This is a genomic window from Pseudomonas sp. FG36, assembly GCF_057809275.1.
Window position 1 is genome coordinate 1 of sequence record NZ_JBMDJQ010000041.1, and the last position, 21,317, is coordinate 21,317.

Annotated in this window: 23 protein-coding genes and 1 pseudogene; 13 read left to right on the forward strand and 11 right to left on the reverse strand. The window is 67.0% G+C overall.

The window, feature by feature from the left end; translation table 11 throughout:
* Nucleotides 1–161, reverse strand: a pseudogene (locus ACODS9_RS23170) (L-asparaginase); the annotation flags it as partial.
* 342 nt (nucleotides 162–503) lie between these two features.
* Here ACODS9_RS23170 and ACODS9_RS23175 point away from each other — a divergent pair.
* The 7 genes from ACODS9_RS23175 (at nucleotide 504) to ACODS9_RS23205 (ending at nucleotide 7,635) form a co-directional block, all read left to right on the forward strand.
* The gene (locus tag ACODS9_RS23175; RefSeq protein ID WP_401111388.1) at nucleotides 504–1,451 is read left to right on the forward strand and encodes a sugar ABC transporter substrate-binding protein; all 948 of its coding nucleotides are present in this window, start codon (nucleotides 504–506) and stop codon (nucleotides 1,449–1,451) included.
* Nucleotides 1,452–1,577: 126 nt separating this feature from the next.
* Nucleotides 1,578–3,131, forward strand: a complete 1,554-nt coding sequence (locus tag ACODS9_RS23180; protein WP_367858777.1) for a sugar ABC transporter ATP-binding protein — start codon at nucleotides 1,578–1,580, stop codon at nucleotides 3,129–3,131.
* A complete protein-coding gene (locus ACODS9_RS23185) occupies nucleotides 3,128–4,120 on the forward strand; it encodes an ABC transporter permease (protein ID WP_038706376.1) in 993 nt (330 codons plus the stop codon). Before ACODS9_RS23180 ends, ACODS9_RS23185 begins: the two co-directional genes overlap by 4 nt.
* A gap of 4 nt (nucleotides 4,121–4,124) precedes the next feature.
* Nucleotides 4,125–5,150, forward strand: a complete 1,026-nt coding sequence (locus tag ACODS9_RS23190; protein WP_489094847.1) for a LacI family DNA-binding transcriptional regulator — start codon at nucleotides 4,125–4,127, stop codon at nucleotides 5,148–5,150.
* A 9-nt stretch (nucleotides 5,151–5,159) separates the two neighbouring features.
* Nucleotides 5,160–6,068, forward strand: a complete 909-nt coding sequence (gene rbsK, locus ACODS9_RS23195; protein ID WP_046855158.1) for a ribokinase — start codon at nucleotides 5,160–5,162, stop codon at nucleotides 6,066–6,068.
* Entirely contained in the window at nucleotides 6,065–6,469 is a 405-nt protein-coding gene (gene rbsD, locus ACODS9_RS23200; protein ID WP_110704609.1) for a D-ribose pyranase, read from the forward strand. Before rbsK ends, rbsD begins: the two co-directional genes overlap by 4 nt.
* Before the next feature lie 155 nt (nucleotides 6,470–6,624).
* On the forward strand, nucleotides 6,625–7,635 hold the full coding sequence (locus ACODS9_RS23205) for a nucleoside hydrolase (protein ID WP_489094848.1): 1,011 nt from the start codon (nucleotides 6,625–6,627) through the stop codon (nucleotides 7,633–7,635).
* Here ACODS9_RS23205 and ACODS9_RS23210 read toward each other — a convergent pair.
* Nucleotides 7,607–7,819 carry a hypothetical protein gene (locus ACODS9_RS23210; protein WP_023632517.1) on the reverse strand — a complete coding sequence of 71 codons (213 nt, stop codon included), beginning with the start codon at nucleotides 7,817–7,819 and terminating at the stop codon, nucleotides 7,607–7,609. The two genes, ACODS9_RS23205 and ACODS9_RS23210, sit on opposite strands and share 29 nt — an antisense overlap.
* 287 nt (nucleotides 7,820–8,106) lie before the next feature.
* Here ACODS9_RS23210 and ACODS9_RS23215 point away from each other — a divergent pair, with 287 nt between their 5' ends.
* The gene (locus ACODS9_RS23215) at nucleotides 8,107–8,433 is read left to right on the forward strand and encodes an I78 family peptidase inhibitor (RefSeq protein ID WP_489094849.1); all 327 of its coding nucleotides are present in this window, start codon (nucleotides 8,107–8,109) and stop codon (nucleotides 8,431–8,433) included.
* A 48-nt stretch (nucleotides 8,434–8,481) separates the two neighbouring features.
* Here ACODS9_RS23215 and ACODS9_RS23220 read toward each other — a convergent pair whose 3' ends face one another.
* Nucleotides 8,482–9,096 (reverse strand): NAD(P)H-dependent oxidoreductase, encoded by a 615-nt coding sequence (locus tag ACODS9_RS23220; RefSeq protein WP_277504784.1) that lies wholly within the window; start codon nucleotides 9,094–9,096, stop codon nucleotides 8,482–8,484.
* Nucleotides 9,097–9,189: 93 nt separating this feature from the next.
* On the opposite strand from ACODS9_RS23220, the gene ACODS9_RS23225 reads away from it, so the two are divergent.
* Entirely contained in the window at nucleotides 9,190–9,786 is a 597-nt protein-coding gene (locus ACODS9_RS23225) for a TetR/AcrR family transcriptional regulator (RefSeq protein ID WP_414538204.1), read from the forward strand.
* A 25-nt stretch (nucleotides 9,787–9,811) separates the two neighbouring features.
* Here the strand turns inward: ACODS9_RS23225 and ACODS9_RS23230 are convergent, their stop codons facing one another.
* Nucleotides 9,812–10,717 carry an AraC family transcriptional regulator gene (locus tag ACODS9_RS23230; protein WP_401111525.1) on the reverse strand — a complete coding sequence of 302 codons (906 nt, stop codon included), beginning with the start codon at nucleotides 10,715–10,717 and terminating at the stop codon, nucleotides 9,812–9,814.
* A 177-nt stretch (nucleotides 10,718–10,894) separates the two neighbouring features.
* Between ACODS9_RS23230 and ACODS9_RS23235 the strand changes: the two genes are divergently transcribed.
* The gene (locus ACODS9_RS23235) at nucleotides 10,895–11,947 is read left to right on the forward strand and encodes an NAD(P)-dependent alcohol dehydrogenase (RefSeq protein ID WP_489094850.1); all 1,053 of its coding nucleotides are present in this window, start codon (nucleotides 10,895–10,897) and stop codon (nucleotides 11,945–11,947) included.
* 14 nt (nucleotides 11,948–11,961) lie between these two features.
* Here ACODS9_RS23235 and ACODS9_RS23240 read toward each other — a convergent pair whose 3' ends face one another.
* A complete protein-coding gene (locus ACODS9_RS23240; protein ID WP_401111399.1) occupies nucleotides 11,962–12,621 on the reverse strand; it encodes a DUF3313 domain-containing protein in 660 nt (219 codons plus the stop codon).
* Nucleotides 12,618–12,956: a hypothetical protein gene (locus tag ACODS9_RS23245; protein ID WP_401111402.1), complete on the reverse strand. Its 339-nt coding sequence runs from the start codon at nucleotides 12,954–12,956 to the stop codon at nucleotides 12,618–12,620. Before ACODS9_RS23245 ends, ACODS9_RS23240 begins: the two co-directional genes overlap by 4 nt.
* Before the next feature lie 160 nt (nucleotides 12,957–13,116).
* Between ACODS9_RS23245 and ACODS9_RS23250 the strand changes: the two genes are divergently transcribed.
* Nucleotides 13,117–13,824 (forward strand): response regulator, encoded by a 708-nt coding sequence (locus ACODS9_RS23250; protein ID WP_401111404.1) that lies wholly within the window; start codon nucleotides 13,117–13,119, stop codon nucleotides 13,822–13,824.
* Nucleotides 13,821–15,155 carry an ATP-binding protein gene (locus ACODS9_RS23255; RefSeq protein WP_489094851.1) on the forward strand — a complete coding sequence of 445 codons (1,335 nt, stop codon included), beginning with the start codon at nucleotides 13,821–13,823 and terminating at the stop codon, nucleotides 15,153–15,155. The genes ACODS9_RS23250 and ACODS9_RS23255 overlap by 4 nt, the downstream gene beginning before the upstream one ends.
* Nucleotides 15,156–15,160: 5 nt before the next feature.
* On the opposite strand, the gene ACODS9_RS23260 is transcribed toward ACODS9_RS23255, so the two are convergent.
* Both ACODS9_RS23260 and ACODS9_RS23265 read right to left on the reverse strand, forming a co-directional pair.
* A complete protein-coding gene (locus ACODS9_RS23260) occupies nucleotides 15,161–16,468 on the reverse strand; it encodes a phosphate ABC transporter substrate-binding/OmpA family protein (protein ID WP_489094852.1) in 1,308 nt (435 codons plus the stop codon).
* A gap of 131 nt (nucleotides 16,469–16,599) precedes the next feature.
* Entirely contained in the window at nucleotides 16,600–17,997 is a 1,398-nt protein-coding gene (locus ACODS9_RS23265) for a purine-cytosine permease family protein (protein ID WP_489094853.1), read from the reverse strand.
* 260 nt (nucleotides 17,998–18,257) lie between these two features.
* Here ACODS9_RS23265 and ACODS9_RS23270 point away from each other — a divergent pair, with 260 nt between their 5' ends.
* Complete coding sequence (locus ACODS9_RS23270) at nucleotides 18,258–19,151, forward strand: EamA family transporter (protein ID WP_489094854.1); 894 nt, start codon at nucleotides 18,258–18,260, stop codon at nucleotides 19,149–19,151.
* A gap of 7 nt (nucleotides 19,152–19,158) precedes the next feature.
* Here the strand turns inward: ACODS9_RS23270 and ACODS9_RS23275 are convergent, their stop codons facing one another.
* The 3 genes from ACODS9_RS23275 to ACODS9_RS23285 form a co-directional block, all read right to left on the reverse strand.
* Entirely contained in the window at nucleotides 19,159–19,743 is a 585-nt protein-coding gene (locus ACODS9_RS23275) for a LysE family translocator (protein WP_489094855.1), read from the reverse strand.
* A gap of 49 nt (nucleotides 19,744–19,792) precedes the next feature.
* The gene (locus tag ACODS9_RS23280; RefSeq protein ID WP_489094856.1) at nucleotides 19,793–20,623 is read right to left on the reverse strand and encodes an AraC family ligand binding domain-containing protein; all 831 of its coding nucleotides are present in this window, start codon (nucleotides 20,621–20,623) and stop codon (nucleotides 19,793–19,795) included.
* Between the two features lie 78 nt (nucleotides 20,624–20,701).
* Nucleotides 20,702–21,316, reverse strand: coding sequence for a LysE family translocator (locus ACODS9_RS23285; RefSeq protein WP_038706363.1), 615 nt, complete (start codon nucleotides 21,314–21,316; stop codon nucleotides 20,702–20,704).
* Between the last annotated feature and the right edge of the window lies 1 nt (nucleotide 21,317).

Here is a 21,317-nt window from a genome sequence, read left to right on the forward strand (position 1 = left end):
CCCCCCCCCCCCCCCCCCCCGGCGATGGTGCCGCCGGTGGCGAGGATGACCACGTTGGCGAGTTTCTGTTGTTGCGCGGCTTCCTTGGCGGAAACGCCGGTCGGCAGTACCAACAGCAGCGCCAGGGCGCTCGGTGCGAAGGTCTTGATAGCGGATTTCATCATTACTGCTTCTCTCTTCCTGGGTGAGATGTGCGTTATGTCGCACTGGGGTAAAGGCAGATTTCGTACCAGCAACTACCGTTCGTCGAATTTCATCTGGAAACCCCTGTTGCGACTGGGGGTACTCGAAGCGACCACGGGGTCAAGCCGATCCCGTGGTGTTCGGCTGACCGAACAAGCGAAGGAAATGTGTTCGGTTTTTCGGACAAATTGCGGATAATCCGACCGGCGTAGCCGTGGCTGCCTACGCAATGGATTTGACAAAAGCGGGGCCTGTTTACATAGTTAGTCACCGCAAACGTTTGCGATCCGATAAAAACCACAAGATTCGGAGTCATTTCCATGAAGCTGCCGTTTTCCGGCCGTCCGCTGGCCCTCGCCGTTCTGTCGTCGCTGATGTTCTCCCTGCCTGCCGCCCACGCCGAGGAGGCGCCCAAGGTCGCCCTGGTGATGAAATCCCTGGCCAACGAGTTCTTCCGCACCATGGAAGACGGCGCCAAGGATTATCAGAAAACCCATGCCAGCGAATTCGAGCTGGTCGCCAACGGCATCAAGAACGAGACCGATACCGGCGAGCAGATCCGTATCGTCGAGCAGATGGTCAACTCGGGCGCCAAGGCGCTGGTCATCGCCCCGGCCGACTCCAAGGCGCTGGTGTCGGCGGTGAAGAAGGCCATGGACAAAGGCGTGATCGTGATCAACATCGATAATCGCCTCGATCCCGAAACCCTCAAGAGCAAGGGCATCAGCGTGCCGTTCGTAGGCCCGGACAACCGCAAGGGCGCGCGTATGGTCGGCGACTACCTGGCCCAGCAAAAGCTCAAGGCCGGTGACCAGGTCGGCATCATCGAAGGCGTGCCGACCACCACCAATGCCCAGCAGCGCACCGCCGGTTTCAAGGACGCCATGGAAGCCGCGCAGATGAAGATCGTCTCGGTGCAATCCGGCAACTGGGAGATCGACAAGGGCAACGCCGTTGCCGCCTCGATGCTCAACGAGTACCCCGATTTGAAGGCGCTGCTGGCCGGCAACGACAGCATGGCCCTGGGCGCCGTCTCGGCCGTGCGCGCCGCCGGCAAGACCGGCCAGGTGCAGGTGGTCGGCTACGACAACATCAAGGCCATCGAGCCGATGCTCAAGGATGGCCGCGTGCTGGCCACCCTCGACCAGGCGGCCAGCCAGCAGGCGGTGTATGGCATCCAGGCGGCGCTGAAGATGCTCAAGGGCGAGCAGCCGGGCGTGGATGCCGACAATGTCATCCAGACCCCGGTCGAGCTGATTACCAAGTGACAAAGTGGTCTCTGTAGGAGCGGCTTCAGCCGCGATGCAGGCACTGCGGTGCCTGGCACCCGCTTCGCGGGTGATCGCGGCTGAAGCCGCTCCTACAGGGGGGTATGTCTATCTAGGAGAATGGCCATGTCAGTACCGGCCAATGAAACCGTGCTAGCCGTCAGCGGCCTGGGCAAGACCTACGCCCAGCCCGTGCTCGGTGATGTCACCCTCGAGCTGCGCGGCGGCGAGGTGCTGGCTTTGACCGGCGAGAACGGCGCGGGCAAGTCGACCCTGTCCAAGCTGATCAGCGGCCTGGAGATCCCCACCACCGGGCAGATGCTCTACCGCGGTCAGCCCTATGCCCCCGGCAGCCGCGCCGAGGCCGAGCGTCTCGGCGTGCGCATGGTGATGCAGGAACTCAACCTGCTGCCGACGCTGACCGTGGCCGAGAACCTGTTCCTCGACAACCTGCCCAGCCGCCTCGGCTGGATCAGCCAGAAGCGCCTGCGCCAGCTGGCCACCGCGGCCATGGCCCAGGTCGGCCTGGATGCCATCGACCCGGACACCCCCGTCGGCGAGCTGGGCATCGGCCACCAGCAGATGGTCGAGATCGCCCGCAACCTGATCGGCGACTGCCATGTGCTGATCTTCGACGAACCCACGGCCATGCTCACCGCCCGCGAGGTGGAGCTGCTGTTCACCCAGATCGAGCGCCTGCGCCAGCGCGGCGTGGCCATCGTGTATATCTCCCACCGCCTCGAAGAACTGCAGCAGGTGGCCCAGCGCATCGCCGTGCTGCGCGACGGCAAGCTGGTGTGCGCCGAGCCGATCCAGCGCTACAACAGCGAGCAACTGGTCAACCTGATGGTCGGCCGCGAGCTGGGCGAGCATATCGACCTGGGCCAGCGCACGATCGGTGCGCCGCTGCTCAAGATCGACAGGCTCAGCCGTGGCGACAAGGTCCGCGAGGTGTCGCTCGAGGTCAGGGCAGGGGAGATCTTCGGTATCTCAGGCCTGATCGGTGCCGGGCGCACCGAGCTGCTGCGCCTGATCTACGGCGCCGACCGCGCCGACAGCGGGCAGGTCGCCCTCGGCCAACCGCCGGTACCGGTGACCATCGACTCGCCCAAGGCGGCGGTCAAGGCTGGTATTGCGCTGATTACCGAGGACCGCAAGGGCGAAGGCCTGCTGCTGAGCCAGTCGATCAGCGCCAATATTGCCCTGGGCAACCTCGGCGCCGTGTCCCGTGCCGGCGTGCTCGACGCCGACGCCGAGCGTGAGCTGGCCGAGCGCCAGATCGGCGCCATGCGCATCCGCAGCGCCAGCCCCGCCCAGGCCGTGGGCGAGCTGTCCGGCGGCAACCAGCAGAAGGTGGTGATCGGCCGCTGGCTGGAGCGCGACTGCCAGGTACTGTTGTTCGACGAGCCAACCCGCGGCATCGACGTCGGTGCCAAGTTCGACATCTACGGCCTGCTCGCCGAGCTCGCCCGCCAGGGCAAGGCCCTGGTGGTGGTGTCCAGCGACCTGCGCGAGCTGATGCTGATCTGCGACCGTATCGCCGTGCTCAGCGCCGGCCGCCTGATCGACACCTTCGAGCGCGATCATTGGACCCAGGACCAACTGCTTGCCGCCGCCTTCGCCGGCTACCAGAAACGTGATGCCCTGCTGCACGACGCAGCCCCCAGGATGGACGCATGAAAACCACAACAAACACCTCGGACGCCGCGCCAGTGCGCCGCAGCGGCACCTATTTCGGCCTGGGCACCTACCTCGGCCTGGCCGGCGCCTTGCTGGCGATGATCGTGCTGTTCTCGTTGCTGAGCAGCCATTTCCTGTCCTATGCCACCTTCAGCACCCTGGCCAACCAGATCCCCGACCTGATGGTGCTGGCGGTGGGCATGACCTTCGTGCTGATCATCGGCGGCATCGACCTGTCGGTCGGCTCGGTACTGGCCCTGGCGGCCTCGGCCGTCAGCGTGGCGATCCTCGGCTGGGGCTGGGGCGTGCTGCCCGCCGCCTTGCTCGGCATGGCCGTGGCGGCCTTGGCCGGCACCGTCACCGGCAGTATCACCGTGGCCTGGCGCATCCCGTCGTTCATCGTCTCGCTGGGCGTGCTGGAGATGGCCCGTGGCCTGGCGTACCAGTTCACCGATTCGCGTACCGCGTACATCGGCGATGCCTTCGCCTGGTTCTCCAACCCGATCGCCTTCGGTATTTCCCCGGCCTTCATCATCGCCTTGTTGGTGATCGTGCTGGCCCAACTGGTGCTGACCCGTACCGTGTTCGGCCGCTACCTGATCGGTATCGGCACCAACGAAGAGGCCGTGCGCCTGGCCGGTATCGACCCGCGCCCCTACAAGATCCTGGTGTTCGCCCTGATGGGCGTGCTCGCCGGTCTTGCCGCGCTGTTCCAGATCTCGCGCCTGGAGGCCGCCGACCCCAATGCCGGCTCGGGCATGGAGCTGCAGGTGATCGCCGCCGTGGTGATCGGCGGCACCAGCCTGATGGGCGGGCGCGGCTCGGTCATCAGCACTTTCTTCGGCGTGTTGATCATTTCGGTGCTGGCCGCCGGCCTGGCCCAGATCGGCGCCTCTGAGCCGACCAAACGCATCATCACCGGGGCGGTCATCGTCATCGCCGTGGTACTCGACACTTATCGCAGCCGGCGTGCGAACCGGCGGAACTGAAACCATGGCAACCATCAAAGACGTCGCGGCACTTGCGGGTATTTCCTACACCACCGTGTCCCATGTACTGAACAAGACCCGCCCGGTCAGCGAACACGTGCGGCTGAAGGTCGAGGCGGCGATCGCCGAGCTCGACTACGTGCCCAGCGCCGTGGCCCGCTCGCTGAAGGCGCGCAGCACCGCCACCATTGGCCTGCTGGTGCCCAACAGCGTCAACCCGTATTTCGCCGAGCTGGCCCGGGGTATCGAGGACGCCTGCGAGCGCAACGGCTATTGCGTGATTCTGTGCAACTCCGATGACAACCCGCAGAAGCAGCGCAGCTACCTGCGCGTGCTGCTGGAAAAGCGCATCGACGGCCTGATCGTCGCCTCAGTGGGCGAGGACCAGGACCTGCTCGACAGCCTCAGCGGCGTGCGCACGCCGATGGTCATCGTCGACCGTGCCCTGGAAGGCGTCGAGGCCGACCTGGTACGGATCGACCACGAGCAGGGCGCCTACCTGGCCACCCGCCACCTGCTCAAGCTCGGGCACCGCGAGATCGCCACCATCGGCGGTCCGGTGGACACCGGGGTCAGCCAGCTGCGCCTGGCCGGGTTCCGCCGGGCGATGGCCGAGGGCGGCGTGCGCGTTGCCCCGGGCCATGTGCTGCACAGCGACTTCACCAGCCTCGGCGGGCATGCCGCCGCGGCGCGCCTGCTCGATGGCGAGCGGCCCACGGCGATCTTCGCCGGCAACGACATGATCGGTTTCGGCGTGCTGCGTGCCGCCGCCGAACGCAATATCGACGTGCCCGGCGAGCTGTCGGTGATCGGTTTCGATGACATCGAACTGAGCCGCTACGTGTACCCGGCGCTGACCACGGTCGGCCAGTCGATCCGTGAGCTGGGCGAGAGCGCCGCCGGGCTGTTGCTGTCGCGCATCGTCACGCCGCGTCGCGACGGCGCCGCCGAACAGCGCATCGTCGCCCCGCGCATCGTGCTGCGCGAATCCACCGGGCCACGCCCGGACCTGTTCAACGATTACCGTTAAGGAATGCCCATGGATGCCAAGGTGGTAGTGGTCGGCAGCCTCAACATGGACCTGGTGGCCCGCGCCCAGCGCCTGCCCCGGGGAGGCGAGACCCTGACCGGCGACAGTTTCTTCACCGCGCCCGGCGGCAAGGGCGCCAACCAGGCGGTGGCCGTGGCCCGGCTGGGCGCCAGCGTGGCGATGGTCGGCAACGTTGGCGACGACGCCTACGGTCAGCAACTGCGCCAGGCGCTGCTCACCGAGGGCATCGATTGCCAGGGTGTGAGCGTGTGCCCGGGTGTGTCCAGCGGCGTGGCGCTGATCGTGGTGGATGCCGCCAGCCAGAACGCCATTGTCGTGATCCCCGGCGGCAACGGCCTGCTCAGCCCCGAGTCGGTGAGCCGTTTCGATGCACTGCTGCAGCGCGCCGAAGTGATCATCTGCCAGCTGGAGGTGCCTAGCACCACCGTGGCCTGGACCCTGGCCCGCGGCCGCGAGTTGGGGCGCACGGTGATCCTCAACCCGGCGCCGGCCAGCGGGCCGCTGCCAGCGGAGTGGTATGCCTACATCGATTACCTGATCCCCAACGAGAGCGAAGCCGAGGCCCTGGCCGGGGTGCGGGTCAACGACCAGGAAAGTGCCCGTCGCGCGGCCGAGCGGCTACGCCAGCTGGGGGCGGGGAAGGTGATCGTCACCCTTGGCGGCGATGGCGCCTTGCTGGTCGACGCCAGCGGCAGCCGGCACTTCCCGGCCCCACGGGTGCAGCCGGTGGACACCACGGCGGCCGGCGACACCTTTGTCGGCGGCTTTGCCGCTGGCCTGGCGCGGGGCTTGTCGGAAGACGAGGCGATCAGCTTTGGCCAGCGCGCCGCCGCATTGTCGGTGACCCGGGTGGGCGCGCAGCCGTCCATTCCCCTGTTGAAGGAGCTGGCGCCATGAAGAAGACGCCGCTGCTGAACATCGCCCTGTCGCGGACCATTGCCGGGCTCGGCCATGGCGACATCCTGGTGATCGGCGATGCCGGCCTGCCGGTGCCGCCAGGCGTCGAGCTGATCGACCTGGCACTGACGCCGGGTATCCCGGATTTTGCCAGCGTGTTGCGCGTGGTACTGAGCGAGATGCAGGTCGAACGGCATGTGCTGGCCGATGAAGTGTTCCAGGCCCTGCCGCCCGGGTTGGCCGAGGTCGAGCGTTTGCACGCGGGCGGTGAGCTGGGCCAGCGCCAGGTGCTGAGCCATGCCGACTTCAAGACCCTGTGTCGTCAGGCCCGGGCCGTGGTGCGCACCGGGGAGTGCAAGCCGTACAGCAATATTGCCCTGGTGGCTGGCGTCACTTTCTAGACCGAATGCGAGGGCGTGCGCCCTCGATCGCCGGCAAGCCGGCTCCCACAGGTCGGGCGCAACCTCGGGCTGCAACTGTGGGAGCCGGCTTGCCGGCGAAAGGGCCGCGAAGCGGCCCCTTGTGAATCCATCCCCCTAGCAACAAGGAGTGCTGAATGTCCCTCAAGAACCTGCTCCAAGGAGCCGTCCTCATGTCCGCGCTGGCCGCGACTTCCCTCATGGCCGCGCCCCGCGACCTGATCATCGACACCGACCCCGGCGCCGACGACGTCGTCGCCCTGCTGCTGGCCATGGCCTCGCCCGAGGAACTGAAGATCCGCGCCATCACCACCGTGGCCGGCAACGTGCGCCTGGAGAAGACCTCGCGCAACGCCCGCCTGGCCCGTGAGTGGGCTGGCCGCGAAGAGATCCCGGTGTACGCCGGGGCAGGGCGGCCGATGGTGCGCACGCCGATCTACGCCGCCAACGTGCACGGCGAGGAAGGCCTGACCGGCGTCCAGGTCCACGAGCCGAAAAAGCCGCTGGCCCAGGGCAACGCCGTGCAGTACCTGATCGACACCCTGAGCGCCGCCGAGCCTCACAGCATCACCGTCGCCATGCTCGGCCCGCAGACCAACCTGGCCCTGGCATTGATCCAGAAGCCGGAGATCGTCAACGGTATCAAGGAAGTGGTGGTGATGGGCGGCGCCCACTTCAACGGCGGCAACATCACCCCGGCGGCGGAATTCAACCTGTTTGCCGACCCGCACGCCGCCGAGGTGGTGCTGGCCAGTGGCGTGAAACTCACCTACCTGCCGCTGGACGTCACCCACAAGGTGCTCACCAGCGACGCGCGCCTCAAGCAGCTCGCCGCGGTCAACAACAATGCCAGTAAGCTGGTGGTGGACATCCTCAACGCCTACATCAAGTTCGACATGGACAACTACGGCATGCCCGGCGGCCCGGTGCACGACGCCAGCGTCATCGCCTACCTGCTCAAGCCCGAGCTGTTCAAGGGCCGCCAAGTGCACATGGCGGTCGACAGCCGTGAAGGCCCGACCTTCGGCCAGACCATCGCCGACTGGTACGGCGTGCTCAAGCAGCCGGCCAATGTGATGTGGATCGAGGAGGGCGACGCCCAGGGCTTCTTCGACCTGCTCAGCGCCCGCCTGGCCCGATTGAAATAGTGTCGTGGTGCGCGTAGCGCTCGAACACCTGGTCGATGAAGCTACGCGCCGCCTCGCTGCCACGATCGCGTACCAGCAGGTCGATGGCGATCAGCAATAGCTCCTCGGGGGTTCCCGGGCTGTAGGCGCTCTGGCCTTCGTCCCACTTGACCTTGATATCGGCGTCGATGCTGTGGCTGCTCATGGGGCGGTTCTCGCTTGGGCCTGGGTGATAGGTCGAATACCGCGTCCTGGCGTTCGAAGGGGAGGTGTTTCATGCTCCACTTCTTGCAGTAAATCATGCCTTTGCGCAACCGGATCTGCGACTTAGGCATAAGCCCTGCGTTTGGCCGAACCTGCGGTTCGGTGCAAAATCCGGTGACGATTGCGTTTCGCATCCCCTGGCCGAGTCAGGCAGAATCTCTGGTTTTGCAACAAAACGTTGGTGAAACTGTCGCATAAGGCAGTTCCCGGATCGATTTAGGAGGATTCATGTTCCGTACCCGCGCTTCCCTGGCGACCCTGCTGGTGGCTACCGTCCTGGCAGGTTGCAGCACCGGTGGCTCTTCGGGCGCCAGCGCCCCTGCCGCCCCTGCCGCCCCGGCCGGCAATGACGGCCGCTGCGAAGCCAGTGGCGCCGATTTCACCGTCGGCAAGCCGGCCAGCGCCGAGCTGTTGGAGCAGGCGCGCAAGGCCAGCGGCTCGCAGATGGCACGCATCCTCAAGCCGCACGATGTGATCACCCTGGAGTACCGCTCCGAGCGGTTGAACCTGAACGTCGATGACAAGGGTGTGGTGACCCGCGTCAACTGCGGCTGATTGCCCGCACGCTGTCACTTGGCGCGGGCTGGCCCGCGCCTCCCGCCCTTATTCCACGCTTGCCGGTTCGCGCCGTTCCTCGCGAGTGAACAACCCCTCTCCCAAGGCGCGCGCGGCTCGCAGATGCCGTGCCGGATCCTGTCCTTCGCTGTCGTCCAGCAACGTCGAACTCAACACTTGAGCGCCGCAGTAATCGAAGATGCCGTGCTCGATCTGCACGCGCATGGCCTCGCCGTAGCCGTGGCGCTCGAAGGTGCCGGCATCGGCCCCGGCAACGCCGATCAGGTGCGCGGTCAAACCGTGCAGGCGCTTTGTGGTACTACCGTCCGCGGCCTGGTAGAAGGCCCAGCCATTGCTGAACACACGCTCGACCCAGCCCTTGAGCAGGGCCGGGAGCGACCACCAGTAGATGGGATAGACCAGCACCACGGTGTCGGCGCGTTCGATACGCGCCTGCTCGGCCAGCACATCGGCCGGCGGCGGCCCAAGGCGGCGGTGCACGGCGTGGTCGGCCAGGCTGAAACGGGGGTCGAAACCTTCACGGGCCAGGTCGGCGAACTCGCTGGTGTGACCGGCCGCGCGCAACCCTTCGGCAACCTGTTGGGCGAGGGCATGGGTGAGGGAGTCGGTGTCGTGGTGACCGATGACGATCAGGGCATGCATGGCAGAATCTCCAGAATCAGTATGCGAGAGCCTCGGGAGCGTTATATACTCCCAGTAAGTTACGTTTAGTAAGTTACTTTTGGTAGGTAATCGATGTCAAGCGAGGAAAAGACCGCGCCGCGCAAACGCCTGTCCCGCGAGGAGCGTCGCCGGCAACTGCTGGATGTGGCCTGGCAGCTGGTGCGCGAAGAAGGCACCGATGCCCTGAGCCTGGGGCGTCTGGCCGAGCAGGCCGGGGTGACCAAGCCGGTGGTGTATGACCACTTCGAAACCCGCAACGGATTGCTGTTGGCGCTGTACCAGGAGTACGACGCACGCCAGACGGCGATGCTCGACACGGCCCTGGCCGGTTGTCCGGCGGACCTGCCGGGGCGGGCCTGGGTGATCGCCGAGGCCTATGTGGACTGTGTGGCGACCCAAGGGCGCGAGATCCCCGGTGTCAGTGCGGCACTGGCCGGTTCGCCGGAGCTCGAGGCGCTCAAGCGCGGCTATGAAGGGCCCTTCATGGACAAATGCCGGGAAGCCTTGGCGCCGTTCGCGCCGGGCGGCGATATCGGCGTGGCCGGCCTGTGGGTGCTGGTGGGGGCGGCAGAGGCGCTGTCCCTGGCGGCGGCGGCCGGCGAATTGGCCGCCGAGGCCGCCAAGCGCGAATTGCAGGCGACCATCGTGGCGATGGTCCTGCGTCAGTAACTGCCGGCGCGGCGCAGGCCAGCAATCAAGCCGGCAGGCTCTGGTACGTCTGCTCTTCGCCCGGACTGCGGGCAAACTGGCGCTTGTACTCGCGGCTGAACTGCGAGGTGCTCTGGTAGCCGACCCGATGCGCCACCTGGGCCACGCCCAGGCCTTCGCCGATCAGCATCTGTTGCGCCTTGAGCAGGCGCAGGCGCTTGAGGTACTGCATCGGCGCCAGGTCGGTGCAGCGCTTGAAGTGCTCATGGAAGGTCGACACGCTCATGTTCGCCCGGCCGGCCAGTTCATCCACCCCCAGCGGCTCGGCGTAGTGCTCGCGCAGGTAGGCCAGGGCCGAGGCGATCCGGGCAAAATGTCCCTGTTGTTCGACCAGTGCCCGCAGCACCCCGGCCTGGGGGCCGCGCAGCGCGGTGTAGAGCACCTCGCGCACCCGCGCCGGCCCCAGCACCCTGGCGTCCAGCGGATCCTGCAGGCACTGCAGCAGGCGTTCGACACTCTCGCGCATGGCCGTGTCCAGCGCCGCCGAGGTCATCGACTGCGGGGTCTGTACCTGAACCGCGGCATCCGGCCCCAGGTTCATCGCTTGCACCAGCTCGCCGAGCATGGCGCGATCGATGTCCACCGCCACGCCCAGCAGCGGCGCCTGGGGTGTGGCGAAGGTTTCGCAGAGAAAGGGCACCGACAGCGCCTGCACCAGGTAATGCCCGGCGCCGTACTCCAGGGTGCGCGGGCCCAGGCGCGCCAGCTTGCTGCCCTGGGCGACGATGATCAGGCTGGGTTCGTAGATCTGCGGGCTGCTGGCCACGTAGTGGTCCCAGGTCAGGACTTGGACCTGGGGCAGGGCGGTGGGCACGAACCCCGGGCGCGTGGCGAGGCTGCGGATCAGTGAGCAGAGCGTGGCATTGGCATCCACGTGGCAAGTCAGGTGCATGGCGAAACCGGGCAGAGAATCGGACACTGGCATCTTCGCAGATTGGCTGGCTGGCGCCAGGGGGGAGCGGGCAGGTCAGGAGAATCAGGCATGCATGCCGGAGAATCGGCCGTGGCCGGGGCGGGCCAGGCTACGCAAAATGCGCCGCCTGAAACGTTTCACCTGAGAGAGGTCCGCATGTACACCGCCATCGGCTACGCCGCCCAGTCCCCCACCAGCCCCCTGGCCCCCATGACCTTCCAGCGTCGCAGCCCGCGGGCCGACGATGTCGCCATCGAGATCCTCTACTGTGGCGTGTGCCACTCCGATATCCATCAGGCCCGCAACGAGTGGGGCATTGCCGTCTATCCGCTGATGCCGGGCCACGAGATCGTCGGTCGGGTCACTGCGGTTGGCGCGCAGGTCAGCCGCTACCAGGTGGGCGATCTGGTCGGTGTCGGCTGCATGGTCGATGCCTGCCGTCACTGCGAAGCCTGTCGCCAGGGCGTCGAGCAATACTGCCTGGAGGGCCCGACCATGACCTACGCCACCCCCGACCGGGTCGATGGCAGCAACACCATGGGCGGCTACTCGAGCAGCATCGTGGTCAGCGAGGATTTCGTCCTGCGCATTCCCCAAGGCCTCGAGCTGGCCAGCGCGGCGCCGATCCTCTGCGCCGGCATCACCACCTACTCGCCGCTCAAGCACCATGGCGTTGGCCCGGGGCACAAGGTCGGCGTGCTGGGCATGGGCGGGCTGGGCCACATGGGCATCAAGTTCGCCAAGGCCCTGGGGGCGCATGTCACGCTGTTCACCCGTTCCGCGGCCAAGGCCGAGGAGGCCAGGCGCCAGGGTGCCGATGAAGTGATCGTGTCTACCGACGCCGAACAGATGCGCGCCGCGGCCGGCCGCTTCGACTTCCTGCTCGACACCATCCCGGTCCAGCACGACCTCAACCCCTACCTCGAGACGTTGAGGTTCGACGGTGTGCATATCCTGGTCGGCTTGATCGAGCCGGTCGACCCGCCGCTGCATGCGGCCAACCTGGTGATGCAGCGCCGGGTCCTGGCAGGCTCGCTGATCGGCGGTATCGCCGAAACCCAGGAGGTGCTCGACTTCTGTGCCGAGCACGGGATCAGCTGCGATATCGAGATGCTCGACATCCGCAACATCAACCAGGCCTACGAGCGGATGATCGCGGGCGATGTGAAATACCGTTTCGTCATCGACATGGCCACATTGAAGGCCTGAGTCGACGCGGCTCGTTATCTGAGGGGCGCCGCATACGCCTGGCGCAGGTCGACGCCCCAACCATCGAGCACGGCCTTGACGTTGTCGGCCGTCATCACCTGGCGGTCGTTCTCAAGCGGCACGCCAGTGCCTGCGAGCATCGCCTCGCCCACCACCCTCCCGCTGGTGCCGGCTTCGAACGACAGTTCGGTGGCGATCTCGCTGTCCCGGTCGCGCATCCCCACGGCACTGCTTACTCCAGCCGCGACCAGGGTGATCGGCAGCCACTCGTAGTAGCGCAGGCTTTGTGCGTCGGCGCTGATACGGGTAATGGCTGGCCTGACCACCAGCGTGTTCGGGCCAGGGGTATCCACTACCTTCATCACCTTGCCAATTTCCTTGCGCAGTACCGCGTCGTAGTAGTGGCTGATCGAGGCGAGGGTTGCCTGAGGAATACGCGGGCTCGGTTCGGGTGTCGGGTAGAAGCGGCTGGGCGCCAGGTAGACCTCGATATAGCGCCCCCGTGGCCACTTGGGGTCGGCCCAGCTCAGTACGGTACCGCCAGACGGCGCCTGGTGCGGGGTGAGCAGGCCGTAGTCCTTGAGAAACCCGGTCGGTGCCGGCTTGTTGCTGCTGCATGCCGAGAGGCTCAGGGTGCTGGTCAGCATGACCGTCAGCAGATGCCGCCGGCTCATGGGCGGCGCTCCTCTTGCGCGGCGGCCTGCCAGGCCTGGGTCGGGGGCGCGTCCTGCGAGGCCTGGATCTGCAACTTGCCATGCGCCATCAGCCAGTGGATCAGCTCACGAATGGGCACGGTATGGCTGTATTCGACCCATTCGCCACAGCCTGGGTCGTAGTGCTCGAAGTAGCGCCGCAGGGTGATGTAGCCCAGGTCGTCCGCCAGGCCCAGGCTCTCCTGCTGCACGATCAGGGAGCCTGCCTGGCCGCGGCTGGTGTGGCGCTGGCTGAGGATCAGGGGGGCGGAACCTTCTTGAACATCAGTGTTGTTGCGGCTGTCGGCTATCTTCATGGGGAGCCCTCGGCGAATGGAAGGCCCGCAGGGTGCAAGGTAATGTTTGCCAGGTGATGTCCGAATCGTGTCACTCGTGACGAAATGTTGCTCGATTGAAATAAATGACCCGGGCGGCGCAATGGTTTTAGATACGCCTTTTTTCCGGACCTGAACCACCGTGAGCAGACTGCTGATCGTCGATGACGATGTGGAAATCCTCGCCCTGCTGAAAAAGTTCTTCGTCCAGCAGGGCTACGAGGTGGACCTGGCCGCAGAAGGCCAGGCAATGTGGGCGGCCATCGAGCGCCAGCGCCCGGACGCGATCATCCTCGACCTGATGCTGCCGGGCGAGGGCGGCCTGAGCCTGTGCCAGAAACTGCGTGCGCAGGTCGGGGTGCCGATCATCATGCTCACCGCCATGGCCGAGCTGAGCGACCGCATCATCGGCCTGGAGCTGGGCGCCGACGACTACCTGACCAAGCCTTTCGACCCGCGCGAACTGCTGGCCCGCCTGCGCGCCGTGCAGCGCCGTGCCGGCGAGCAGGCCCCGCGCGGCGAGGCGGCCAGGCCGGTGATCGGTTTCGCCGGCTGGCACCTGGACGTCACCTGCCGCGAGCTGCGCTCGCCCGAGCAGGTGATGATCCCGCTGTCTGGCGCGGAGTTCGACCTGCTTGTGGTGTTCCTTGAACACCCGCAGCGCATCCTCACCCGTGAACAACTGATCGACCTGACCCGTGGCCATGGTCACGACGCCTACGACCGCAGCATCGATGTGCAGGTCAGCCGGCTGCGGCGCAAGATAGAGCCCGACAGCAAGCGCCCGGAGCTGATCCGCACCGTGCGCAATGGCGGCTACCTGTTCAACGCCAAGGTGACCCGCTCGTGATCCGTCGTCTGCTGGGCCGCGACACCCTGCGCAAGCGGATTGCCCTGACCATCTTCGTTGCGTTGCTGGCCTCGCTGGCGTTCAACGCCTTGTTCGTCCAGCTTGCCGGCAGCTGGGCGCGTCCGCCCATCGAGCGCACCGGCCTGCTCGATCAGCTCGCCGTGACCGCCCATATGATCGAGACCGCGCCGCCAGCGTTGCGCGGGCAACTGGCCGAGGCGGCGAGCACGCCGACGTTGCGGGTAAGGTGGAGCACACGACGGGCAGACTTCGGCTTGCCCGGTCCGGGCGTGCCGCTCAATTCCGGGCAGGTGCCGGCGATGGCGCAATTGCTGGGCCCTTCACGCCCGATCGAAGTGTACAACCCGGGCGATTGGCCTGATGGCAGCGCCGATGCGCACTATGTGGCGCTGGTCGGGCTGGATGATGACAGTTGGCTGCTGTTCGTGCCGCCGGAGCGCAGTTGGGGCATGGGCGCTCCGGCGCGGCTGGCGGTGGTCATCGGGCTGGGGCTGGTGGCGACCCTGCTGGTGGCCTGGCTTGCCACCCGGCAGCTGGCCGCGCCGCTGCAACGCTTCGCGAATGCGGCGCGGCGCTTCGGCGGCGATCTGCAGGCGCCGCCCATCGCCATCGAAGGCCCCGAGGAGATCCGTCAGGCGATCATCGCCTTCAACACCATGCAGGCGCAGATCCAGCACTTCATTCGCGAGCGTACCCACATGCTGGCGGCCATCTCCCACGACCTGCGCGCCCCGCTGACACGCATGCGCCTGCGCAGCGAGTTCATGGAAGACCTGGACCACAAGCACAAGCTGATCCGCGATGTCGAAGAAATGCAGAGCATGATCAACGAAGCCCTGGCGTTCTTCCGCGAAGGCACGCAGCTGGAGCAGCGCACGGCCTACGACCTGTCGGAGCTGTTGCAGACCCTGGTCGACGACTACCGCGACCAGCAGCTCGCCGTCACCTTCACGGGCCCGGCGCACCTGGTGCATGACGGCCGTCCGCTGGCGACCAAGCGGGTGATCGTCAACCTGCTGGAAAACGCCATGAAGTATGCCCGTGATCCGCAGGTTACGCTGCGCCGCGCGGCCCACCTGATCGTCATCGAGGTGCGCGACAGTGGTCCGGGCATTCCCGAGGAGGCCCTACAGCAGGTGTTCGAGCCGTTCTACCGACTGGAGGGCTCGCGCAACCGCGACACCGGCGGCGTCGGCCTCGGCCTCTCGGCCGCCCGTGCCAGCGTGCGCGAGCAGGGCGGCGAGCTGACCCTGCGCAATCGCGTGGGCGGCGGGCTGGTGGCCCGGGTCGAACTGCCCGATGGGCGCTGAGCGGGTCAGTACACCCACACCTCGACGCGGCGATTGCGCAGGCGCCCCTGTTGCAGGTCGTTGTCGGCTACCGGCAACTCGTCGCCCATGCCCGTCACGTCCCTGGCCTGGACCCCGGCCCGGGCCAATTCGCGACGTACCGCCATGGCCCGCAGCCGCGACAGCAGGGCGGCGCGGCCGGGTGTTTCCTTGGGGTCGCCGAAGCCCACCAGCACCACCTTGCCCTGCAGCTTGCCGGCCTGGCGCAGGTAGTCGCCGACCCGTTGCACATCGCGCAGGGCCTTGTTGTCGAGGCTGGCGCTGCCCTCCTGGAAGCGGAAGTTGACGCTCAGGCGTTGCGCTTCGCTGGCCAGTGCCCGGTAGCGCGGTGGCATGTCGGCCTGGGCCGGTACCGGCTGTGGCTTGATCTGCTGGGAGACGAACCCCTGGTCGGCGACGATCGCCTGTCCGGCGGGGCTCTGGGCGAACTCCGCCAGGGCCCTGGCCTGGGGCGTGGCGTGGGCGGGCAGGTAGAAGAACAGGCGACGCGACAGCGGGTAGTCTTCGCTGGCCACCAAGGCGCGGCTGGGGAGCAGGGCCGGCGCGTCACCCTCGGCCACCGCCAGCACCTTGGCCTGGTGGACCGTGCCCAGGCCGCTGAAGCCGATGGCCTGGCGGTCGGCCATGACCTGGGCGGCCAGCACATCGGCGGATTCGAAGCGCCGTGCCTGGGGGGCCAGCGCCTGGTTGTGCGGGGCAAGCACCAGGGCCTTGAAGGTCTCGAAGGTGCCGGAGCGGTCGTCGCGGGCATACAGGTGGATCGCCCCACCGGGCACGCCCAGCTGCTCCCAGCGCTGCAACTGACCGGAAAACACCTGCGCCAATTGCGCGGTGGTCAGTTGCGCGAGGGGGTTGTCCGGATGGGTGATCACCGCCACGCCATCCAGGGCGATGACCTGCTCCGAGCCCGCGCCGCGCAGGTTGCCCAGGGCCTGCAACTGTTGCAGCTCGCTGTCACTGATCGGTCGCGAGGCCGCGGCCAGGTCCGCTTCGCCCCGGGCCAACGCGGCGAAGCCGGTGCTGGTGCCGTGGGCGGCGATGTCGATGCGCAAGGGCAGGCCGTTGCGATCGACAGCGTGAAGCGTGGTCTCGTTGGCGGAGGCACCAGGTTGGCGCTCGATGGCGCTCGCGCCCTGCGCTTGCAACAGGCCCCGCACCAAGGCTGGGCCAAGCGCGGCGCCGATGGTGTTGGAGCCCTGGATACGCAGTTGCGCCGGCTCGGCGCAAGCCAGGCTTGCAAGCAGGCACAGCAGTAGGGGAAGCAGGCGAGGCATGCCGGAGACCTGTGGCACAGAGTTGCACCGCAGATTACGACAGAGATCTGACTGAAAGATGACAGCGCTGTTTTGGCCAGATGCAGCCTGGGAGCGGCGCTGCGCCGCTCCCAGGCTTGAGGGCGTTCAGCTCAATGGGTCTGCGGCACGATCATGCTTGCCGGTGCCTGGGCCGCCCGACGGCGCGCCACGCAGTAGTACAGCACGCTGGGTACCACCAGGCCGATCAGCCACGACACGTCCACGCCGCCCAGGTGCGCGACCATGGGCCCGGTGTACAGCTTGGTGTCGATGAACGGCATCTGCACCAGCACGCCGAAGGTGTACACGCCGATGCCTGGCCAGTTCCAGCGCCCGTAGCGACCATCCGGGTCGGCCAGTGCCGGAATGTCATAGCGTTCCTTGGTGATGAAGTAGTAGTCCACCAGGTTCACCGCGCTCCAGGGCACGAAGAAGGTCAGCAGGAACAGGATGAACGACTTGAACGCGCTGAGGAACGAGTGCTGCCCGAGCAGCGCGACCAGGGTCGCCGCGCCGACGATGCCGAGCACGAACACCAGGCGCTGCGCACGGCTGATCTGCAGGTGGCCACGGAAGCCGCTGATGATCGTGGCGATGCACATGAAGCTGCCGTAGCTGTTGAGGGTCGAGATGGTCACCTTGCCGAAGGCGATGCAGAAGTACAGCAGCGCCGCCGTGGTACCGGCACCGCCCAGGCCGACGATATAGGCCACCTCGCGGCCGGAGAACTGGCCACCGGCGATGGCCGCGGCGAACACGCCGAGGATCATCGAGGCCTGGGCGCCGAGCACCGAGCCCAGGCCGGCGGCGAGGAAGGTCTTGAGCGGCGAGGTGTGGCTGGGCAGGTAGCGCGAATAGTCGGCCACGTAAGGGCCGAAGGCGATCTGCCAGGAGGCCGCCAGCGACACAGCGAGCAGGAAGCTGGCCCAGCTGAAGTGGCGGTTGTCGAGGAGCTGGCCGATATCTGCCAGCATCAGGATGCGGCTGAACAGGTAGACGAAGGCGATGATCCCCAGCACGCTGGCCACCCGGCCGATCCAGTGGATCACCCGGTAGCCGGCCAGGGTTGCCAGCACGATCACCCCGGCGAAGATGAGGATGCCGGCGCTGTCGCTGATGCTCAGCAACTGGCCGATGGCCTGGCCGGACAGCACCGTGCCGGTGGCGGTAAAGCCCAGGTACATCAGGCACACCAGGGCCATGGGGATGGCCGCGCCGTACACGCCGAACTGCACGCGGCTGGAAATCATCTGCGGCAGCCCCAAGCGCGGACCCTGGGCGGCATGCAGGGCCATCACCGCGCCGCCGACCAGTTGCCCGAGCAAAAGGCCGATCAACGACCAGAACACGTCGCCGCCCAGCACCACGGCCAGGGCGCCGGTGACGATCGCGGTAATCTGCAGGTTGGCTCCCAGCCACAGGGTGAATTGGCTGTAGACGCGTCCATGGCGCTCAGACTCGGGGATGTAGTCGATCGAGCGGCGCTCGATCACGGGTTTGCTGGACATCGGGAGGCTCCGCTTCGTTGTTTTTGTGAAAGGCGGCGGCTATCGGCGGGACGCAGGGCGGATGGCCGAAGCCCGATATGAGCATGTATATACAAGTCTGGTCAAGTGAAGCTTGCGCAGGGCGATCGCGGGCTTTCGCCGGCCATCACAGCCGACTGTTACACAAGGCTGGTACGCAACTGTGCTGGTCCGCGGCGGCGTGATGCCCGTATGCTGTAACCAAATATGTCTATAACAAGCCTGAAGAAGGAATGCCTGCAATGCCACTCAAGGACCTGCTGATCGCCCTGGTGGTGATCATCGCCTGGGGCGTCAACTTCGTGGTCATCAAGGTGGGGCTCGACGGCCTGCCGCCGATGCTGCTCGGGGCGCTGCGTTTCCTGCTGGTGGCCTTCCCGGCGGTGTTCCTGATCAAGCGCCCGAACCTGCCGTGGCGCTGGCTGATCGCCTATGGCGCAACCATTTCCCTGGGCCAGTTCGCCTTCCTCTTCCAGGCCATGGCCAGTGGCATGCCGCCTGGGCTGGCCTCGCTGGTGCTGCAGTCCCAGGCGTTCTTCACCCTGGGCTTCGCCGCGATGTTTCTCGGCGAGCGGCTGCGCCTGGCCAGTGTGCTTGGCCTGCTGGTGGCCGCCAGCGGCCTGGCGGTGATCGGTAGCGAGGACAGCGGCCACGTGCCGCTGGTCGCGCTGCTGCTGACCCTGTGCGGCGGCGCCATGTGGGGCATGGGCAACATCATCACCCGGCGTTTCGGCCAGGTGGACCTGGTCGCCCTGGTGATCTGGGGCGGGCTGATTCCGCCGCTGCCGTTCCTGGTGCTGTCGTGGTGGCTGGAAGGCCCCGAGCGCATTGGCCATGCCCTGGCCAACATCGGCTGGAGTTCGGTGCTGGCCCTGGTGTACCTGGCGTTCGTCGCCACCATGGTCGGCTACAGCCTGTGGAGCAAACTGTTGTCGCGCCACCCGGCGGGCAAGGTGGCGCCGTTCTCGTTGCTGGTGCCGGTGGTGGGCCTGAGCTCCGCGGCGCTGCTGCTGGGCGAGCGCCTGAGCGAGGCGCAAGGCTGGGGCGCGCTGCTGGTGATGCTGGGCCTGTTGATCAACGTGTTCGGGCCGCGCCTGGGGATGCGCCTGCGCACCGCCAGCGCCGGGCGCACTTGAACGGCGCTCATACCAGCAAGGCCGACCAGGCCGACACCAGCAGCAACCCCGCCAGACCCTGGTTGAACAGGCGCAAGGCCCGCGACGAGCGCAACCAGCGTGCGCTGCCGATGCCCATCAATGCCCAGGCGGTCATGCTGGGCAGGGCGACCAGCAGGAACACCAGGGCCAGCCAGCCCATCGGCAGTGCCGGGGTGGCGAACAGGCCGACCATCGCCACCGCCGTCACCCAAACCTTGGGGTTGACCACCTGCAGGGTCGCCGCGCTCAGTGGGCCAAGGCCACCGTCGCTGCCCGCCAGCAAGGGGGCGCTGGCGCTGCGCAGCATCTTCCAGGCCAGCCAGCTGAGCCACAGGGCGCCGGCCCAGCTCATGGCCATTTGCGCCAGGGGATAGCGCAGCAGCAACGCGCCCAGCCCCATTCCCACCAGCCACACCACCGCCGCTGCCGCGCAGCAGGCCGCCATGATCGGTGCCAGGCTGGCGCGCAAGCCGCGCCGGGCACCGTGGGCGAGGATCAACAGGTTGGTCGGCCCGGGGCTGATGCTGGCGGCCAGGGCAAACAGGATGAAGGGCAACAGCGAGTGCGACATGGTCATGGCTCCGTGTGATCGAAGCACCATGGTCGCGGCCAGCGCGGCTTCAGTCTGGAAGGTTTGAGCAGCGCTTGCGGTAGTCCGCCGGGGTCAGCCGGTAGGCGCGGCGGAACCAGCGGCCCAGGTGGCTCTGGTCGGCAAAGCCCAGGGCGGTGGCGACGCTGGCCGGCGTTTCGCCCAGGGCCAGCAGCCGCCGCGCGCGGGCCAGGCGCAGCTGAATCAGGTAGGCATGCGGCGCCAGGCCGAAGGCTGCCTTGAACGCCCGGGTCAGGCGGAAGCGGTCGACGCCGCAGACCTGTGCCAGCTCGGCCAGGCCGATGTCCTGGTCCAGGTGCGCATGCAGATAGTCGCGGGCGACCTGGGCGCACAGCGGCAGGCGTGGATCGGGGTCCAGGCGTTTGCGCCAGTGCAGGTGCCCGGTGAGACAGCCCAGCAGATCGTCCAGGGCGGTCTGGCGGACGATGCGCAGGTCGCTATAGTGCACCGTCTCGAAGGCCCGGGCGGTCGCGCCGGCCAGGCGCGGATCCTGGTGCAGCAGGGTGCCGAAGCTGGGCAGGGCGCCTGAGGGGGTGTGCTCGAACAGGGCGCGCAGTTCGGTTTCCAGCCAGTTGGCGTCCAGGTACAGGGTCGAATAGGTGAAGCCTTCCACGGTCGGCGCATGGCCGTCATGCAGGTCGCCAGGCTCGAGCACAAACACCTGGCCGGGCGTGCTGCAATGGCGTTCGCGGCGGCAGTTGAACTGCTGCACGCCCTGTTCGGTCACCCCGACCAGGAAGCTGTCGTGCCAGTGCGGGTCGTAGGCGTGGCCGGTGAAATGGGCGCGGACCGACTCGATGCCGGTGTCGGCGTCCTGTCTGAGGTCGATCCAGTTGCTCATGGAGGCGGGCCGTGTGGGTGGTCGATGGATGACCTTAACGCACAAACGGCCCGGGCGTTTAGAACGATTGTGCAGCCTTCAGCGCTGCGCCAGTGCCAGGTTGAGGCCAAGCCCGGCGAATGAGGCGGCGAAGCCGCGGCGCAACCAGGCCTGCACCTTCGGTGAGTCGATCACGGCGCGGCGGAACAGGTGGGCGAGCAGGCCATAGAGGACGAAGACGACGAAGGTCATGGCCATGAACACCGCGCTGAGGCTGAGCATCTGCACGGTCGCGGAGCCGGCCTGCGGGACGATGAACTGCGGCAGGAAGGCGAGGAAGAACAGCGTCAGCTTGGGGTTGAGGATATTCAGCAGGCAGGCTTTGATCACCAATTGGCTGGCGGCGGCGGGGGTGGCGTGCGCGTCCACGGCGAAGGCCGCACGGTCGCGCCAGGTGGCGTAGGCCAGGTACAGCAGGTAGGCGACGCCGGCGAACTTGAGGCCCTGGAAGGCCAGGGCGCTGGTGTGCAGCAGCGCCGAGAGCCCCAGCACCGAGGCCAGCAGGTGTGGGACGATGCCCAGGGTACAGCCGGTGGCGGTCCACAGGCAGGCGCGTCGCCCGGCCACCAGGGCGCTCGATACGGTGAGGATGACCCCGCTGCCGGGGATCAGCACGATGATCAGCGCGGTGACGAGAAATTCCAGGCTCGGCATG